This is a genomic window from Alteribacillus bidgolensis (assembly GCF_002886255.1).
Lineage (GTDB): Bacteria > Bacillota > Bacilli > Bacillales > Marinococcaceae > Alteribacillus > Alteribacillus bidgolensis.
In genome coordinates, this window is the sequence record NZ_KZ614149.1 from 1,307,943 (window position 1) to 1,325,912 (window position 17,970).

General features: G+C 39.1%; 16 protein-coding genes. 8 read left to right on the plus strand and 8 right to left on the minus strand.

What is annotated here, in order from left to right:
- Positions 1 to 33 precede the first annotated feature (33 nt).
- The 5 genes from CEF16_RS06685 (at position 34) to CEF16_RS06705 (ending at position 5,403) form a co-directional block, all read left to right on the plus strand.
- Positions 34 to 1,629: a spore germination protein gene (locus CEF16_RS06685; RefSeq protein ID WP_245917783.1), complete on the plus strand. Its 1,596-nt coding sequence runs from the start codon at positions 34 to 36 to the stop codon at positions 1,627 to 1,629.
- On the plus strand, positions 1,626 to 2,753 hold the full coding sequence (locus tag CEF16_RS06690; protein WP_245917784.1) for a GerAB/ArcD/ProY family transporter: 1,128 nt from the start codon (positions 1,626 to 1,628) through the stop codon (positions 2,751 to 2,753). Before CEF16_RS06685 ends, CEF16_RS06690 begins: the two co-directional genes overlap by 4 nt.
- A 126-nt stretch (positions 2,754 to 2,879) precedes the next feature.
- A complete protein-coding gene (locus CEF16_RS06695) occupies positions 2,880 to 4,073 on the plus strand; it encodes a Ger(x)C family spore germination protein (RefSeq protein WP_091582546.1) in 1,194 nt (397 codons plus the stop codon).
- Positions 4,073 to 4,297, plus strand: coding sequence for a hypothetical protein (locus tag CEF16_RS06700; RefSeq protein WP_091582543.1), 225 nt, complete (start codon positions 4,073 to 4,075; stop codon positions 4,295 to 4,297). The genes CEF16_RS06695 and CEF16_RS06700 overlap by 1 nt, the downstream gene beginning before the upstream one ends.
- Before the next feature lie 131 nt (positions 4,298 to 4,428).
- Positions 4,429 to 5,403, plus strand: coding sequence for a DUF4003 family protein (locus tag CEF16_RS06705; RefSeq protein WP_091582542.1), 975 nt, complete (start codon positions 4,429 to 4,431; stop codon positions 5,401 to 5,403).
- Here CEF16_RS06705 and CEF16_RS06710 read toward each other — a convergent pair.
- On the minus strand, positions 5,400 to 6,176 hold the full coding sequence (locus CEF16_RS06710) for a class I SAM-dependent methyltransferase (protein ID WP_091582539.1): 777 nt from the start codon (positions 6,174 to 6,176) through the stop codon (positions 5,400 to 5,402). The genes CEF16_RS06705 and CEF16_RS06710 overlap by 4 nt on opposite strands.
- 321 nt (positions 6,177 to 6,497) lie before the next feature.
- Between CEF16_RS06710 and CEF16_RS06715 the strand changes: the two genes are divergently transcribed.
- Entirely contained in the window at positions 6,498 to 6,755 is a 258-nt protein-coding gene (locus CEF16_RS06715; RefSeq protein WP_091582537.1) for a transcriptional regulator SplA domain-containing protein, read from the plus strand.
- Positions 6,748 to 7,776 carry a spore photoproduct lyase gene (gene splB, locus CEF16_RS06720; RefSeq protein ID WP_091582534.1) on the plus strand — a complete coding sequence of 343 codons (1,029 nt, stop codon included), beginning with the start codon at positions 6,748 to 6,750 and terminating at the stop codon, positions 7,774 to 7,776. The genes CEF16_RS06715 and splB overlap by 8 nt, the downstream gene beginning before the upstream one ends.
- Positions 7,777 to 8,110: 334 nt before the next feature.
- Here splB and CEF16_RS06725 read toward each other — a convergent pair whose 3' ends face one another.
- Both CEF16_RS06725 and CEF16_RS06730 read right to left on the minus strand, forming a co-directional pair.
- Positions 8,111 to 9,319, minus strand: coding sequence for a hypothetical protein (locus CEF16_RS06725; RefSeq protein ID WP_091582531.1), 1,209 nt, complete (start codon positions 9,317 to 9,319; stop codon positions 8,111 to 8,113).
- Complete coding sequence (locus tag CEF16_RS06730) at positions 9,312 to 9,848, minus strand: RNA polymerase sigma factor (protein ID WP_091582529.1); 537 nt, start codon at positions 9,846 to 9,848, stop codon at positions 9,312 to 9,314. The genes CEF16_RS06725 and CEF16_RS06730 overlap by 8 nt, the downstream gene beginning before the upstream one ends.
- Before the next feature lie 760 nt (positions 9,849 to 10,608).
- Here CEF16_RS06730 and CEF16_RS06735 point away from each other — a divergent pair.
- Positions 10,609 to 11,550 carry an SDR family oxidoreductase gene (locus tag CEF16_RS06735; RefSeq protein ID WP_091582526.1) on the plus strand — a complete coding sequence of 314 codons (942 nt, stop codon included), beginning with the start codon at positions 10,609 to 10,611 and terminating at the stop codon, positions 11,548 to 11,550.
- Between the two features lie 333 nt (positions 11,551 to 11,883).
- Here the strand turns inward: CEF16_RS06735 and CEF16_RS06740 are convergent, their stop codons facing one another.
- The 5 genes from CEF16_RS06740 to nikA all read right to left on the minus strand — a co-directional run bounded on the left by CEF16_RS06740 (position 11,884) and on the right by nikA (position 17,937).
- Entirely contained in the window at positions 11,884 to 12,978 is a 1,095-nt protein-coding gene (locus tag CEF16_RS06740) for a metal ABC transporter substrate-binding protein (RefSeq protein WP_091582523.1), read from the minus strand.
- A gap of 125 nt (positions 12,979 to 13,103) precedes the next feature.
- On the minus strand, positions 13,104 to 14,669 hold the full coding sequence (locus CEF16_RS06745) for an ABC transporter ATP-binding protein (RefSeq protein WP_091582521.1): 1,566 nt from the start codon (positions 14,667 to 14,669) through the stop codon (positions 13,104 to 13,106).
- Positions 14,662 to 15,498 carry an ABC transporter permease gene (locus CEF16_RS06750; protein WP_170031660.1) on the minus strand — a complete coding sequence of 279 codons (837 nt, stop codon included), beginning with the start codon at positions 15,496 to 15,498 and terminating at the stop codon, positions 14,662 to 14,664. The genes CEF16_RS06745 and CEF16_RS06750 overlap by 8 nt, the downstream gene beginning before the upstream one ends.
- Before the next feature lies 1 nt (position 15,499).
- The gene (nikB, locus tag CEF16_RS06755; RefSeq protein ID WP_091582515.1) at positions 15,500 to 16,435 is read right to left on the minus strand and encodes a nickel ABC transporter permease; all 936 of its coding nucleotides are present in this window, start codon (positions 16,433 to 16,435) and stop codon (positions 15,500 to 15,502) included.
- The gene (nikA, locus tag CEF16_RS06760) at positions 16,435 to 17,937 is read right to left on the minus strand and encodes a nickel ABC transporter substrate-binding protein (RefSeq protein ID WP_091582512.1); all 1,503 of its coding nucleotides are present in this window, start codon (positions 17,935 to 17,937) and stop codon (positions 16,435 to 16,437) included. Before nikA ends, nikB begins: the two co-directional genes overlap by 1 nt.
- Positions 17,938 to 17,970: the final 33 nt, after the last annotated feature.

Genomic DNA, 17,970 nt, shown 5'->3' on the forward strand with positions numbered 1-17,970 from the left:
ATGTTCAAGAGAGATCATAAGGGGACAAAGAAAGTGATACGTAAATTAAATAAAATTTTAAAAACAAGCAAACCAAAAAAAAACAAATCAAAAAATGAACAGTTGCTAGGAAACTCTTCTCAACCTTCTAATAATCAAACACCTATATCTAAAAATATTGACGAAAACGAAAAGTTTCTTCGTTCCCTTTATGAGAACAGTTTTGATGTGGTTTTTCGCGAGTTTTCTATTGCAAGAAAAGAAAAAGCACTTCTTATATACATTGATGGTATGTCTAATTTGGAAGAAATCGATAAACATATTCTTTCTCCATTAATGAAGGAAAGCATTGATAAAGATTACGAAAGTCTATCCGTTTTAGTTAAAAATGTATTATCGGTATCGGAAGTAGAAGAAATTAATTCATTTAAGCGATTAACACAGGCGTTATCTTACGGGAAACCAATAGTTTTAATAGAAGGGTTTGATCATGCCGTTGCTTTCGGGCTGCAAAAATGGGATCAGCGCGGCATTGAGGAACCCATTTCAGAAGCAGTCGTGCAAGGGCCTCGTGAAGGTTTTAACGAAGTGCTTAAAACGAACGCTACCATGTTACGGCGGAGGATCAGAAGTCCTCAATTTAAAATGAAGACAAAACAAATTGGGAGATATACGGCAACTGAAATTGCAATATGCTACGTGGAAGGTTTAGCAGAACCGACACTGCTTGAAGAAGTAGAAAATCGATTGGAACGTATCGATATCGACGGTATATTGGAAAGCACTTATTTAGAGGAAATGATTGAAGACGATCCGACCTCTCCATTTCCACAGATGCTTCGTACAGAAAGACCGGATGCAGCAGCTGCTAATTTATTAGAAGGACGAGTAGTTCTTATTATAGATGGCACTCCCTTAGTCATCATTGTTCCTTCCACACTATTTGCATTAATGCAATCTGGAGATGATTATTATAATCGCTATATGGCTGGGACAGCCATTCGCTGGTTGCGGTTTGTTTTCTTACTTATCGCGCTTATGTTTCCTGCGCTTTATGTCGCTCTTATGACCTATCACCAAGAAATGATACCTTCGGCTCTTTTATTTTCTATTGCAGCTTCTCGGGAAGAAGTCCCTTTTCCCGTGCTGGTCGAAGTTCTCCTGATGGAATTCACGTTTGAAGCTTTGCGGGAAGCTGGATTAAGGCTTCCCAAACAGATAGGTTCTGCAGTCAGCATTGTCGGTGCTCTTGTAATTGGCGAAGCAGCAGTTACAGCAGGAATTGTGTCTGCACCTATGGTTATTGTGGTAGCGGTAACCGGAATTGCTTCTTTTACGATACCTCGTTATACAGCGAGCGTCAGCATCCGATTGCTTCGTTTTCCTTTAATATTTTTAGCCTCCTTTCTCGGTTTGCTTGGCATTATGCTAGGCCTTATAATGCTTGGCACTCATTTGTGCACATTGCGTTCCTTTGGTGTCCCTTATTTATCTCCAGTTGCTCCTTTAAACGGTTCTCAATTGAAAGATGTCATTATACGGGCACCTTGGTACAAGTTGAATAAAAGGCCCCATTTCACCGGCGGCTATAATAAATACCGCCAGGCTCCCGGCCAAAAACCAGGCCCTAAAAAAAGGAATGGGAGATGAATGAAAGAATAACGATTCAAAAATGGGAGGAATTAGCAATGGAAACAGGAAGAATTTCCGGATTGCAAATGGCTATCATGATGCACTCAGCCATTTTAGCTACCGTTATTCTTATAGTTCCTGCCATTATTGCAAAAGAGGCAAAACAAGATTTATGGATCGTTCCTATTACTGCTTCTATAGCTGGATTTTTAGCATTATTTGTAATCATTCAATTACACAAATTGTTTCCGAAAAAAACATTCATTCAATACAGTGAAGATATTATCGGACGTATACCAGCAAAAATTCTTTCTTTCGTCTATATTTTATTTTTCCTGCAAACTACCAGCGGCATGTTTAGACAATATGCAGAATTTGTTTCAGGCAACTTTTTGTTAAAAACCCCTTCCCTCGTAATTTTTGCCTCGATGGCTTTTGTTTGTGCCTTCGCCGTTCGCGGCGGTATCGAAGTAATAGGAAGAACAGCACAATTGTTTATTCCGACTGTGACATTATTGTTTTTTCTTCTGCTTATATTTTTAATTCCTGAGATGGATGTCGAGAATATGTACCCCGTATTTGAGAATGGCATAAAGCCGATTATGAAAGCATCCTCTACACCTGCAGCCTGGTTCAGCGAGTTTATGCTGATTTCTTTTATGCTTCCATATTTAAAAGAACGAGAGGAAGGGATGAAGTGGGGAATCATTTCTATTGTAAGTGTTATTATCCTCATGGTAGTTACCAATATAACAAGCTTATTCGTTTTCGGCGAAACAACCGTAAAACTGACATACCCCATTATGAGTGCTGCTCGATATATCAGTATTGGTGATTTTTTTGAACACCTAGAAGCAGTGATTATGGCTATTTGGGTGTTAAGTGTATTTATCAAAATATCCGTCTTTTATTATGTACTTGTTCTAGCTACTGCCCAATGGTTACCGCTTTCCAATTATAAACCGCTTGTTTTACCTTTTGGTTTTTTATTAACTGTTATGGCAGCTTGGATGCCTAGTTTACCCGAGCAATCAGACTATATCAGCAAAGTCATTCCCTTTAAACTGCCACTTTTTTATCTAGTCATTCCGATGATACTTTTGGTGATAGCAAAAATTCGAAGATTATCCGGTAATCATTAAAACTGCTTTTAGAAAAACGCAGCTTACCGCCAAGTCCAAATGGCAGAAGCCTTCGTTTTTCTTATACTCTGATCCTTCAACAAAGTTAAACATTTCTAAATTACAAAAAAGGATGGGGGCAACCAAATGACAAACTTTCTACGTAAATATCAATTACAGCTATTTATACTTATGCTTTGTCCCCTGCTAAACGGCTGCTGGGATCAAAGAGAAGTAAATGATCTCTTATATGTTGTAGCTGTAGGCGTTGATAAACCAGAAGAAGTAACGGAGACCGAACAAGTGGAAGTCACTATTCAATTTGTCATACCTAGTAATGTTAGTGGAGATCAGTCAGGAGGAATGGGAGGCGGCGGTGGTCAAAAAGCAGTGGAACAACGAACATTAACAGGGGAAACGATTGTGGATGCGATGTCCAAACTGCAACAGGAGACTTCTCGTCAGATATTTTGGGGCCATAGTGAAGTAATCGTCTTCGGGGATAGTATCGCAAAAAAAAACCTGCACGAGCATATTGATTTTTTCGCTCGTTATCCGGAACCCCGCCTTCAATCCAGGGTGTTTATTGTCAACGGAAAAGCAAGAGAGTTACTAGATGTCCAACTCTTATTGGAGAGTATTCCTTCTGAAAAACTAAAGGATCTAAGTTCCCTTCAAGTAATGCAGGATGTTACGTTGAAAGATTTTCTGCAAATGCTTTCGGAAAATCACAGAGGAGCCTCTGCCCCATTAGTAAAAAAAGAAATAACTGAAACAGGAGACGAGAAATTGGCTCTCAATGGAACAGCCATTTTTAAAAACAACAAAATGGTCGGTTCTATAAATCCAGAAATAACAAGAGGCCTGCTATGGGTGCTAGATGAAATTGACCTGGCAACCGTAACTATTCAACCAAATGAAGAAGGTAAGATTTCTTTTAATCTGATTCGATCTAGAACAACTCTTCAACCTGCTATAGAAAACGGCAAATGGAAAATGACGGTAAATATCCAAACGGATGATGATGTTGCCGAAAATGGAACGAATCTTAATGTCATGAATCCTAATACTGTTAAAAAGCTTGAAAATTTATTAGAAAAAGATCTTAAAAAACGAGTCTATCTGACCCTTGAAAAAGTACAAAAAGAGATGAAGGCCGACGTTTTTGGCTTTGGTGATGCGTTTCACAAGAAATACCCAAAAGAGTGGAGTAAGGTCAAGCAACGTTGGGAAGAAAAATTTCCGGAAGTCGAAGTAAAAGTGGAAAGCCAAGTCAAAGTTAAAAGACCAGGCAGCTCCACCTCCCCGCAAGGAATACCTGAAGAAAAGGTGAAAGAATAATGAAAATACTGGATGTGCTTGGAATTACTGTCATTATGGTTTGGGTATACTTTTATGAATGGCCAAGAATTGAGAAAAACCAAAAAAAGGAAAGGCGAACCTTTGTGGTTTTAACAATCATAGGCTGGTCACTGGCCATTCTTTTAGTCTTTTTTCCAGACATTCCTGGACCGACTGATTTCATTAGAGAAATATTTAAACCTATAGAGAAATGGTTAGGATAAGTCCATTTACCGTTAAAAGGACATAGCATTCATCTCTTTTTCTTTTCCGTCTCCTTGTTTAATACATTTAATGAAACGGAAAGTTGCTTTGATTCGTAGAAAAAAGAACAAAGAAGAGAGGAGAATGGAAATTGAGTTCATCTAAAATAGAAAAGTATGTGGATATATATGAAGAATTAAAAAGGGAAATGAAATGGAAAGTGATGGACAACCGCATTTTAATGACGATTGCTTCGCTTTACGTGATGAATGACAGGGCATTTCACTTAGAAAGACTGCTCCAACTCGCTGACAAAATAAAAAAACGGGCTGGTATCTTTTCTTCCATGCGGTCGCACCCAAGGTACACGACAGCTGCTCTTTTTGATGTAAAAACGGAAGAACCCGAAACAAAAATTAACGACCTTTTTTCCTTATATAAGGAGTTTAGACATGCTAAATTTAAAAGCGGAGTTTATACGTATCTTGCTGCTTCCACTCTTTTTACCCAGGACCTCCCATCCTCTGACGCAAAAGGGATCATCAATAAAACAAGTACTATCTATGAAGGGATGAAAAAAGAGCATCCATTTTTAACAGGTACAAGTGATTATCCGCTTGCTGTGCTGTTAGCATTGGAGGAACGGCCTGGGATGATAGAGATCATGGAAACTTATTATGATCAATTAAGCAAAAATGGATTTACAAAAGGAAACGATCTGCAGTTTTTAAGCCATATCCTTTCCTTAAGCAGCAAAGAAAACCACCAGACACTCGTTCAACGAGCTGCCGATGTTTTTCAAGCTTTTAAACAAGAAGGAATAAAGCCTAAAACGATGTATTATCCCGTCATCGGCATGTTGGCTTTGTCTTCCGATCTATTCGAAATGAAAGCTATCCGAGAAATGTATGAAGAAATGAATGATGTGAAACACTTCAAATGGCAAAAAGACATGAATGTCATCATGGCGGTTAGCTTTTATATTAATGAGAAAATGGATCAAAACAGCCTGCCAGAAACGAGTCTTTACACGGCACTAGAGTCTATTCTCCAGGCCCAGCAAGCCGTGATGATTGCAGCGATGACTGCATCTGCAGCCGCTGCAACCAGCAGCAGTAATAATTAAGGCTTCACTGCTTTTAAAAGAACAGATTCCCCTTCGAACGAATACACCGATTTCTCATTTATTTTTATATGAAATTTTTTATGGCACGCTTCTGATGAGTTCATCATATAGCGTGCTAATGATTGTTTTGATTCGTTGGAGAGATTCATTCGATTACACCAGTCATCGAACAGAAATGTTTTTGGGAAACGGTGCCATTCCTCTATTACAAAACCTGCTGTTTCGAGAAAAGAAATCCATTCTGACTTTTTCCAAGCTCTGCAATGGCTAAAATCTCTCCGTTTTTCTACTTCGTTGTAAAACTCATCAAATTCTTTCACTTCCGGTGCTGTATTATCAATAAGCAGGAATTGGCCTTTCTCTTTAAGTACACGATATGTTTCCGATATAAAAGCTTTTACATTAGGAAAATGATGCGGGGCAATTCTGCAAGTTACAACATCAAATTGTCCATCGGGATATTGCATTTTCTCAGCATCTCCCAGTGCATAGTGTATATTACTGTGCCCGTTTTTGGGGTGGATTTCTTTCGCTGCGGCTAAAATTTCTGAGGTTAAATCCAATGCAGTTACTTCATTAGCCAATGCGGCCAGCGCATTTGCCACATGTCCTCCGCCAGTTGCGACATCTAAAACATGTTCAGCTCCTGTCAGCTCTGTAATCTCCACTAATTTTTTTAAATCTTCCCCTGCTGCGTGCCACGCGCTAGAAACATAACGAGTAGCATTACTTCCAAACTGGTGACGCACGTCATCCTTGTTTGATGAATTCATTCTACTCCTCCTAATTCAAAACGATATATAGAAAAACTCTTTTTATCTTTCCCCGCTTAAATTCAAACTTAAGTTCATTATACAGCTTCTAGCCCGTCCCCTGTATTAAATTAAAATGAAGTCAAACACGTTATCTGCTCCTTGTTTTTATCGAAAATACAGCAATTGTAAATGTGGAATAAAAACGATTATTCCATAAGCTTGAAGTTAGAACAATTAATATCGTGTACATATTAAATATATTTTCACTACATTTTCAGAGGACATCTTTTTACGTTATTGATACATACTAACAACAATTTCAGGAAAGAAGGTGACGATATGGAACAACGAGATACGTTTCAACCAGGTAATGTGGTCTATGTGATGTATCGCAATCCGCATGCACAAGATGTTGCCAATGTCCAAGAAGCGGCGGTCGTGGAAAATCCTGAAACCCCTGGTGAATTATGTCTTTTTTTATATGATACGTATTATCCTTTAGATGAAGACATGGCAGTATATCATACAGAAGCTGAAGCAGAAAAAGCGTACGAATATTATTTTGGATCTTCAGAGGGCGGAGATATTATTGGTTAAACCATTTGTTCCTCAATTAGTTTATGTAGAACCTCGTGCGCTTGATTACCCTCTTGGCCGCGAGCTAGTGAATAAATTTGAGAAAATGGACATCGAAATACGCGAGACAACTTCCCATAATCAAGTGAGAAATTTACCGGGAGAAAACGATTTTCAACGGTACCGCATGGCAAAATCAACCCTGGTTATAGGAATACGAAAGACATTGAAGTTTGACACATCAAAACCATCTGCTGAATATGCCATCCCATTTGCTACGGGGTGTATGGGACACTGTCATTATTGTTATTTACAAACAACGATGGGCAGCAAACCGTATATTCGTTCGTATGTCAATCTAGAAGATATTTTTGAAAGTGCGGAGAATTATATGAAAGAACGAGCTCCAGAGATTACCCGGTTTGAAGCCTCCTGTACCTCTGATATCGTAGGAGTTGATCACCTCACGCACACATTAAAACACGCTATCGAATACTTTGGGGAATCAGAATATGGAAAGCTTCGATTTGTGACTAAATTTTCTCATGTGGATCATTTGCTCGATGCAAAACATAATGGACGAACCCGATTTCGATTCAGCATCAATGACGATTATGTTATCAAATATTTTGAACCAGGAACGTCACGCTTAAATGAGCGGATTGAAGCAGCAGTGAAAATTGCAAACGCTGGGTATCCGTTAGGATTTATCGTTGCTCCCATTTACTTACATGAGGGCTGGGAAGAGGGTTATGAGGAAATGTTTGAAAAGCTGGTATCCGAGCTGCCTGAACACGCCAAAAAAGATCTTACGTTTGAATTTATTCAGCACCGTTTCACGAAACCAGCAAAAAGGGTCATCCAAAAAAACTATCCTATGACCAAGTTAGAGCTGGATGAAAATAAACGAAAATGGAAATGGGGACGTTACGGAATTGGCAAATACGTGTATACAAATGACGAACAAAAAGCCATGAAAGAATCATTAGAGCATGCGATGCATGAGCATTTCCCTGAAGCAACGCTGGAGTATTTCACATAGAATAATTCTTCTTATTTGAAACTCGGCAAGCCACCATGACTTTGTGGTGCATGCCGAGTTTGATTTCTTCCCTAAAACGGCTTATTTTGATACAAAGATAATTTACTTTTTTAACATTACCAGTCTATTCCGGAAGTTTGGATACTGCCAAGTTTTTCAGTAAGTCTTAATGTGTTCCAAGCACCTGCCCTGCCATGGACGAAATTAAACAAGCATACCGTGATTTTCATAATGGTAAATTTGGACCTTCAGCTGTTTAAACAAGCGGTATAATGTACCAATTAGGATTAAAGCTTCGCTCTTTACCTTTTAACAGAGCGAAGCTAAGGTGTAATTAGATCGTCCATTCATCATGAACAATAGCAACTAATTTCCAGGTGTTATTCTCATCTTGTTCAAGCACAATATTAAGGCTTGCCCAATCCATTCCTTCTTCTTCTGAACTTTCTATATGATATTCCACCACAGCAGCTTCTGGAAACACGTCTTTAATGTTATTCTTCATGTTCCCCCGTTGTTTTAATTCATCCACGAGAATTTCATCTGCATCTTGTAATTCCGGTTCATAAATAAATTCTTCATAATACTCACTTGGAGTCAGTTCAATAGTATTGCCGCGGCCGTCATAGACTCCCCATTCATATACTTGCTCATCTTCAAAGAAGTTTTCTACTTCTTCTTGTTGGAATACTTGCGTGTCTTCGTCAATATTTACATACGGGGAAAAGAGTACCCCTTTATCAGGATGAACATGACTGGCCAACGTTTTCATATCCTGGCTTGTAATCATATTTATTACGGTTTGCGCGGTATTTGTAAGATCTGAATTTGTTTCATTTGCGAATTCACCTGCTTCATTTGATTCTATTTCATCGACAACCCATTTATCGCCTTGATAACCTGCATGAAAAATCATTTCCACATTTCCTAGTAATTCATTGTCACGTTCTTGTACTATTTTTACGTGCTTTTCCGTTACTTCTTCCAATTCAAATGGCTGATCTTCTTCGAGCCAAGTTGGCCCATCTTTTGCAATAACATAAACGCCATCTCCTTCCTCCTTGAAGTAAGAATCTGTCATCCATTCAGCTAAATCACCTGACATGGTCGTTTCAAAATGCTCCTTCACTTCCTCTTTTGTTTGATAAGAATCAATTTTTTGGTCATTCCCTGCTTCATTAATAAGTGATACAAAAGATTCTTTATAATCATTCATTAATTCAACAGCACGCTCTTTTGTAAATGCTGGAATATCTTCTTCCTGCTTGGAATCTTCGGAAGGTTGTTCATTTTCTTTAGAAGTGCTGCCTTGGGGCATTTCAGAATCTCCGCCACCTGGAAGAACACCGGGCTGACTCATAATAAGCAGGGTCGCAAGCCCAGCAGCCAACACACTTCCTCCTGCTGCATATATTTTTTTCCATGACGACTTTTTCTTTTTCTTTTCTACGTTTTGAATAATCTTTTCGGGCGAGGTCGTATCCGGCATGGTGTTGTATCCTTCTTCAAGCTCTTTCATACGCTCTTCAAAAGATTTACTCATCAGAAACACCCTCCTTCTCTATTTTTGCTTTCAGTTTCTGTTTTGCCCGCATGACCTGTGTTTTCACTCCTGATTCAGAGGTTCCGGTAACGTGACTGATTTCTTTATACGTTTGGTGATGAAAGTAATGAAGAACAAGCGGAACCCGGTATTTTTCATCAAGCGATCGGATCATGTCATGCAATTCCATCGCATCTTCGCTGACATTAAGCGTCGTGTAAGTTTGAGAGGATGTTTTCTGCTTCATTTGTTCGATTTTCCGCTGCTGCCGTTTTTGCTTTCTCATCATATCTCTTGCGGTATTTAAAGTAATCGAATAAAGCCAAGTTGTAAAAGTTCCTCCCGCAAAGCTATGAAGCGATCGGTACACTTTTAAAAACACTTCTTGTGTAACATCTTCTACATCTTCTGGTTTGACACCAATCTGATAGGCAAAACGCTGGACGGTTTGGTAATAAGAATAAACTAGATCATGAAACGCTTCTTTATTTCCGTCACGGGCGAGTTCTAATGATTCATTGCTGATCATTTCCTTTGCCCCCTTATTGTTTTTATTTACTTGTGGAACGTGGAAACAAAAAAAATAGTCCCATTTTTTTATAGAAAAAAATAGTTTAGGCTTCTCACACATATTGCAACCGGAGACTAGGCAAGGAGATTACCTGCAGCAGACGTGTTTTCTTGCCGCAATAGAACCATCATAAAAACAGCTGATTTTGCCAATATTTCACACTTCCAAGTTCATAACTATAAAAAAAGCACGCTCCTTCGTAAACGTGCCTCATGAAAAAATATTTGCGTTGCAGCTGTAAGTATCATTCATTTTCTTCTTTCATCTGTCTTGATAGTCTGCTCAGCTAAAGCAATTGCCGCTATGTTCACAAGCTCATAGATACCTAACATTTCCGGAAACCAATAATGAAATCGGAAAAATAGCAAACATGAAATCTACGATGAAATTCCACAAAAAATCACCGGTAATTTGCCAAACAAACCGGGTTCAAATAAAGGATTTAACAATGGGGCAATCTATACGATTGACAGAGTATTTTATTAAGCATATCACTTTCGCCCTTGATGTTAACAATGTTATTAGATTTTTCGTTTTATGTATTATTGATTCATCCAACAATCCATTACCTATTTCAAAATGTAGAGTAAAATGAAATACATTTACCTTCACATTAATTACACAGAGGATAAACATTATTATATATAATGAGTTATATGATACATTTTTCCGCTTGCGACAGTCAGAAAAGGTAGATTAAGGAGGCGAATATGAAAATATGCAAGACCAAATTATCGTTATTACCGGGGCAAATTCAGGAATTGGAAAAGCTGCTGCTGATCGATTTGCAAGAGAAGGATATACTGTTGTTATGGCTTGCCGAAACATCGAGAGAAGCCGGAAGGTTCAAGAAGAACTGATAAAAACATCAAAAAATAACCGGGTTGTCCTAAAGCAGCTTGACGTGTCGTCCTTTGATTCCATTCGCCAATTTTGCAGCGCATTCAAAGAAGATTATAATAAATTAGATATATTAATTCATAACGCTGCTTATTTTAATCACGGTGAAAAACATCGTCTGAGCATAGACAATTTTGAACTAACTTTTGCTACCAATGTATTTGGCCCTTACTACATGACAACTTTATTATTGGATTGTTTAAAAAAATCAGAAGACGCAAGAATCCTCCATGCCGGCAGCAATATTATTAAACATTTTTTTGATCCTAAACGAAAAATAGATCTTGGTGATTTGCAAGGAGTTTACAAAAATAAGAAAAAATTCAGTGTTTACAAAATGTATTGCCAATCGAAAATGGCACTAGTCATGTTAACTTTTAAGTTAGCAAAAGAGCTGGAAAGCGAGAGAATAAAAGTAAACGCCCTCCAAATCAATGGAGCAAAAATGTCAAAGAACACCATTCAGAAATTAAAGCCTCGTTATAGGACAATTGCATGGATACAAAACATATTTTTCCCTTCTCCTTCCTATATGGCCGATAACTATTTTGAATTGTGCACCTCAGACAAATTTAAACATACCACGGGAAAACTCTTAAACGATAAATTAGAAGTCATGACACCTTCTCCCAATCATCCATTAAGCGTTTTTAAACAATTAAGACAAATTACCGGGAAACAAGTTTACCCCTCTTTTGCCAACGATAAATATACGACAGAAAAATTGTGGGAGATTTGCAGACATGCTGTTGAGGAATAAAAAAGCTGTTTCATTTTGAAGCTGAAAAAAACTGCATGTACCGCTCCTACATTTCTGATTCGTGAATATGAAGCTGTTTAAAAAGGAAAAGTAGACGGATAATGTGCAGCAAAAAGGAGGTTTGAATTCATGATAAGTTCATCGAACAAAAAAAGAACGGACGTTGCTTCAAGAGTGATCCAGGCCTTACCGCAAACCCAATAATCTGAATAGAAAGTTATTGATTTAATTTACAAACAGCTATATTGTCTCTTTACAAGAGAATATCCAACTGATTTCAGGAATTAATATAAAATCCAGCCATGCTCTTTTGCGTGACTGGATATATTCGTATTAGTCATGACTGTGATCATGGTCGTCATGACTATCTTCATGCTCGTGGCCTTCATGTTCTTCTTCATGGTGATCTGATAATTCTTGTGTTGGTGCAGTGTCACCTGAAAGCTGCAATGCGGTTTCGAGGTTATCAATATTTTGTTTCATCAAGCTGAAATAATCTTGCCCGCTGTCTCTTTCTTCTTGAACGAGTGATGCCAAGTTGTGTAAATGTAAAGCCTCGGCTCCAACTTCATCTTGAACTACTTCTGCAACTTTAGAAGAAACATTCTTTTCCAGCATCACATGCTGTATGCCGGAATTTTCCATTGTTTCAATAATTTCTCGCAGCTGTTTTTGTGAAGGTTCATCAGATGGGGCAAGGCCTGCCAGACCAATTTGTTCTAATCCGTAGCGTTCTTCCCAATATCCATATGCGGAATGAGACACAATAAACTGATGACCTTCTGCAGCATCAACCATTTCAGAAAACTCTTTATCTAAATCCAATAATTGCTCTTTAAGATCTGCAAAATTTTCTTCAAATGTTTCTTTTTGCTCGGGTCTTAACTTAATAAGCGCATCTTTTATATTTTCCGCTGCTTCTACTGCTATTACAGGATCTAACCATATATGCGGGTCAACCTCTCCATGGCCATGATCGTGTTCTTCCGATGATTCTTTTGACTCCTCGTTATGGTTATGTTCGTGAGCATGATCGTCTGTAAAACTTCTTAAGTCTATGTCTTTTGTAACTTCTATCGAAAGAACGCCTTCTTCTTGGGCCATTTTATTCATTTCTTCGGCGAATCCTTCCATTCCCGCTCCGTTAAAAATAAATGCGTCTGATTCAACTACATCTACCATTGTTTGCGATGTCGGCTCAAAACTATGCGCATCGCCTCCTGCAGGGACTAGATTTACGACTTCTACCTCGTCTCCACCAATTTTTTTAGCAAAATCTTCCCAGGCAAACAAGGTAGTATAAATTTGTAAAGGTTTCTGCTCGCTTTTTTCACTCCCCGTTTCCTGTTCTTCTTCCATGCCGCAAGCACTGCCCATCACTATAAAAATTATCCCCAAAAATAAAATCGTCATTAGGTTCTTTTTCATAAGAAATTTATCCTTTCGTAATTATTCTGATTTACATTATGTAGTTTATCGTAATGATTACGATTTGTAAATAAGAATGTTTTTTTAAACTTCATCCTTTCTGTACTATAATAAAAGTTGCGTGCTTAAGCTAAACCTTCCCAGGTGCTTGCTTTCAATAGCAATTTGGTGTAGCTGTGCCGGGTTTGAGACCACATATTATTTTTATGAAAGGTATCGACTATTTCTCCTTCTTTCATGACGATAAATCGTTCTGCAAGCTTATCGACGACAGAAATATCATGACCGATAAATAAAGTTCCCCGTTCAGAATCTCCTGTTTTTTGTTGTAATAATTCTAAAACTGTTGCTTGAGAAAGTACATCGAGATTGGAAGTAGGTTCATCTAACACAAGAAAAGAAGGATTTATGCTTAAAGCTCTAGCAATATGCACACGCTGCTGTTGACCTCCGGATAAAGTTTCTGGTTTTCTATCAAGAACAGTGGGACACAGGCCGACCAGGCTCATCCAGCTTTCTGCAAATTCTCGTTCATGGTTTTGCGTTAGAAGCTGCCTTTCTTTAACTGGTATATTACGCACTGGTTCTAAAAAGGTACGACTTACCTTTTGCCTTGGGATAAAACTTCTTTGATTATGCTGAAGCACAGCTTGTGTTTTTTGCCTATAAAACCTCCTCTCCTTTGCAGAAAGCTTCTTCAAACTCTTTCCCTTCATTTCTATTACTCCTTTTTGGGCTTGTAGTAAATAGAGACATAACTGAACGATTGTGCTTTTTCCTGATCCGCTTTCTCCTACTATTCCTACGCACTCTCCTGGATAAAGAGAAAAACTTATATCCTTTACACCTTTCTTTGTTTTTGGATAAACATAGTGAACATTTTTCATAGAAAATAAAGGTTTCAATAGATCCTCCTCCATTTTAGGCCTGTATAATGAAGGAACTGCACGGCAAAGCTGCTTGGTTAGCGCAGATTGAGGAGAAAGCAGAACAGATGCTGTATTTCCCTGCTCGATGATGCGTCCGTCTGCAAGAATAGAAACCGTATCGGCATAATGGAAAACCTCCCTTAAATCATGAGAAATCATTAATATCGTGCATTCTATTTCTTCACGTAAGGTTTGAAACAACTGCATAATATGTTGAGATGTTAAAGCATCTAAAGCTGAAGTTGGTTCGTCTGCAATAATTAAATTTGGCTTCATGAGCCAGACTGCTGCTAAAGCTACTCTCTGAATCTGTCCACCGCTTAACTCAGAAGGATAGCTTTTAAGAACATTGTCAGGTAGCTTCACAGCATGAAGGGCTTCTAGCATTTCGATTTTTCTTTCCTTTTTAGACAATTTAGGATATTGAATTTTCACCATGTCATCCCACTGCTTATAAATAGACAGATAAGGAAAGAAAAAATGCCTTGGGTCTTGAAAAATGTAAGCGATGCTGCGGCTTGCCAATGCGTCCAGGCTTTTTTTCTTCATTTTTACAAGGTTATTACCACGAAACATTACAGACCCGGAGATCTGTTCTATACTTTTTGGGACCAAGGAACATATCGCATGAGCAGTTAAACTTTTTCCTGCCCCGCTTGGTCCTGCTATGGCATGCCATTCCTTATTGTCTGCTCGTAATGTAACATTTTTTAATAGAAAAATATCTTCATTTCGGACCGTTAAATTACGGATATCAAGCATAGCGTCTATCCTCCGTTTCTTCTTTTTCTATTCGTTCGTCTTTGAGCAAATGATCTCTGCATTTATCGCCTGCTATATAAAAAAGAAGAGAAGTTAAAACAATCGCCAGTCCGGGGAAAAAAAGCAGGTGCGGGTGGCCTTCTAAATAGGCCCTCGACTCGTTCAGCATCGCTCCCCATTCCGGAATGGGCGGCTGCGCACCAAGCCCAATGTAGGATAAAGAAGCAATCAGAAGCATCACTTTTCCTACATCTGTGGTGCAAAGAACGAGGACATGGCTTGCTATAGCAGGGTATACGTGATAACAGACAATGGAAAACAAGGAACTGCCGTTTATACGTGAAATCATTACTGCCTGTCCTTGCATGATCTCCCTAGTTATCCCCCGCACGAGATAGCTGTATTGAATCCACTTGACGAAAATAACAGCTAAAATAACATTAAACAGCCCTGGACCGAGAACGGCACTTAAAAGTAAGGCTAACAGAAAATCAGGAAACGCTAGAAAGGCATCACCTATACGCATAAGCAATTTGTCTGTTCCTCTTCCCTTTACTCCTGCTAAAATTCCTGCCGGCACACCTATTAATGCAGTGATTAGTATAGAAAGGACACTAAAACCAACCGTATATCCTGCTCCATGAACGATTCTTGAAAAAATATCCCGTCCTAAATGATCCGTGCCAAACCAGTGATCCATGGAAGGCTCTTGCAGGCGGTCAGCTACTGATATAGAAAAAGGGCTGACCTGCCAAATGAACGGCAAGAGAAAAATTCCAAGAAAAACAATTCCCAAACCAATGAAATAAAATTTATCCAGAATTCTCATATCAATGGCTTCCTCCCCCGTGACTGCTTGGTCCAAGAAGACGAAGCATACCATCACTCATTAGTTGAATAAACGTCACACCGGCCACCATTAGTATGGTATAGCATTGAATAACGGGAATATCACGGCGGGTAATGGAATCTACGATCAGAGATCCTACTCCAGGAAATCCAAACACTACTTCAATCACGACCGTCCCTCCAATTAAACTGCTAATACTTACGCCAAGGACAGAAAACACAGGTACCAGCGCCGCTCGAAAAATGTATCCCCATCTGGTGCGTCTTTTTGAAACACCTCTTATTGATACAGCGGCAAGAGAAGGTTCAGCCATCGCTTCTAAAAAGCTGGACCGAATCAGCCTGATGTAAAAGGAAGACATTCCTATCCCAAGGGTAAAAGAGGGAAGAACGAGGTGCCACCACGTTCCGCTTCCTATAGAAGGCAGCCACCCGAGCTGAACAGCAAACACTTGAATGAAGAAAAGACCGAGTAAAAAATTGGGGACCGATGCTCCTGCTACCGATAAAAGCCTAGCTCCGGAATCTACCCATGTCCCGCGATGGACAGCAGCGCTGACTCCAATGGGAATAGCAGTCCCCATTGCTACTATGAACGCCCCAGCACTCAAATAAAGAGTTGCCGGAAATGCTTGCAAAAGCATTTCGAGTGCAGGTTCTTGTGTTACATATGACTCTCCCCAATCCAGCAGCAAAAAACTACCCAGCCATTGGACATATTGCTTCCAAACTGGATCATTAAGCCCCAAGTCTTCTCTTACCTGCTCAAGCTGTTCTTCTGTGACTGACACATCCTCTGCTCGTAAAATCGTAGTGGCAGGATCTCCTGGCGATAAACTAATCAGTAAAAAACTTATAGTAGAAAAAATCCATACAAAAAGGAGAAAACTTATAATACGCCGGCTTACTGCTTTCATTATTCTTCTATCCCTATCTCATTTGTTATCATATAATATTCACTGGTGCTCGTTTTCCAGCCTGTAATATCTTGTCTCATCGCGACACTATTAGTTGGATGCACAATAAAAGAATGATAATATTCATCAAGAATCATGCTCGTTGCTTCTTGAGCTAATTGGTTTTGTTTTTCTTCCGTGCTCTCTTTATTAAATGCATCGATTTTTTCGGTTAATGTGTCATCTTCTACGTTCCCAACATTCAGCCCGCCGTCTGGAGCATAAGCCGTGTTTAACAAATAACTGGCATCTCCCTGCGGTGCAGTGACAAAACTATAAATAGATAGATCCCAAGAGGTATTATTCGTAAGGTAATCATCAATTTGTTCAATGAGTTGAATGTCTATTGTAACTCCTGCTTGTTTCGCTCTCTCTTGTAATAATTGAGCAATTAAAGGAAGTTCTGGCCTAGCAGAATAGGTTACGAGAGTCAGTTCAAGCGGCTCACCGTCTTTCACGGCAACACCGTCCTTTATGGAATAACCCGATTCTTCTAATAAATCTACCGCCTCTTCTATATCTGACGTGTCATCCTCACGTTCCACTGAAAAATCAAAGTCCTCGTGGAAAGGCCCTTTTGCAGGTACTGCTTCTTGATTCATCGCCTCTATGACTTCTTTACGGTCTATGAGTTTATCTAACGCTTTACGAACGTTTATGTCCTGTAAGACAGGGTTTTCCATTTGATAAATGAGCTGGTGTGTACGTAAACTTGACACAGTATCCACCTGATATTCTTCCTCAAGTGTATTCACATCTTCTACTGGCGGCCTGTAAACAATATCGGCATCACCAGATTTAAGTGCAGCTAATCTGGAATTAGCATCTTCGTTAAATAAAACGCTAACCTCATCTAACTCAGAAGCACCATCCCAATAACCATCATACCTTTGCAAATTTAGCTGCTGATTTGGCTTGAAATCATTCATTTCAAAGGGACCTGTTCCGATCACTTCATTTTTATCATCAGAAGGCTTCCATATTGCCGTGTTAGGATGAACCAATTTAGACGGAAACGAAGCACTGTTTTCTTTGGTCTCGATGGTAAGTTCCTGTCCGTTAGCTTTCATTTCTTCTATACCAAGAGCTTCGTCCATCGCGCCACTTTCTGCCATCGTTTCTTCTAGCGAGGTCTTCACTGCTTTGGCGTCAAGCTGTGAGCCATCATGAAAGGTAATCCCCTCCTGGATTGTAAAGGCCCAAGTATTCTCATCCAATTGCTCCCATGATTCTGCCAGCCAAGGTTCTACTTCTTCATTTTTTGTATGAGCTAATGTTTCTGCCAATCCCATTCTGACCGACGTATAGTTCACATCCACTGCCGGATTCAGTACCTCTGATGGATAATGAAAAGCATATGTAATAGATTTTGTTTGTCCTTCATTATTAACATCTGTGCCTGGTGCCTCGCAGCCAGAAAATAGACTAGCTGCTCCAATCACAAATAAAGCAAATCGTTTCATTTTTCCCCTCCTATTTTTTTGAAAGTTACTTTT

Coding starts and splice junctions, on each gene's coding strand:
- CEF16_RS06690 (WP_245917784.1), top strand. CDS start 1,626: ATGAATGAAAGAATAACGATTCAAAAATGGGAGGAATTAGCAATGGAA.
- CEF16_RS06695 (WP_091582546.1), top strand. CDS start 2,880: ATGACAAACTTTCTACGTAAATATCAATTACAGCTATTTATACTTATG.
- CEF16_RS06700 (WP_091582543.1), top strand. CDS start 4,073: ATGAAAATACTGGATGTGCTTGGAATTACTGTCATTATGGTTTGGGTA.
- CEF16_RS06710 (WP_091582539.1), bottom strand. CDS start 6,176: ATGAATTCATCAAACAAGGATGACGTGCGTCACCAGTTTGGAAGTAAT.
- CEF16_RS06715 (WP_091582537.1), top strand. CDS start 6,498: ATGGAACAACGAGATACGTTTCAACCAGGTAATGTGGTCTATGTGATG.
- CEF16_RS06725 (WP_091582531.1), bottom strand. CDS start 9,319: ATGAGTAAATCTTTTGAAGAGCGTATGAAAGAGCTTGAAGAAGGATAC.
- CEF16_RS06730 (WP_091582529.1), bottom strand. CDS start 9,848: ATGATCAGCAATGAATCATTAGAACTCGCCCGTGACGGAAATAAAGAA.
- CEF16_RS06735 (WP_091582526.1), top strand. CDS start 10,609: ATGCAAGACCAAATTATCGTTATTACCGGGGCAAATTCAGGAATTGGA.
- CEF16_RS06740 (WP_091582523.1), bottom strand. CDS start 12,978: ATGAAAAAGAACCTAATGACGATTTTATTTTTGGGGATAATTTTTATA.
- CEF16_RS06745 (WP_091582521.1), bottom strand. CDS start 14,669: ATGCTTGATATCCGTAATTTAACGGTCCGAAATGAAGATATTTTTCTA.
- CEF16_RS06750 (WP_170031660.1), bottom strand. CDS start 15,498: ATGAGAATTCTGGATAAATTTTATTTCATTGGTTTGGGAATTGTTTTT.
- nikB (WP_091582515.1), bottom strand. CDS start 16,435: ATGAAAGCAGTAAGCCGGCGTATTATAAGTTTTCTCCTTTTTGTATGG.
- nikA (WP_091582512.1), bottom strand. CDS start 17,937: ATGAAACGATTTGCTTTATTTGTGATTGGAGCAGCTAGTCTATTTTCT.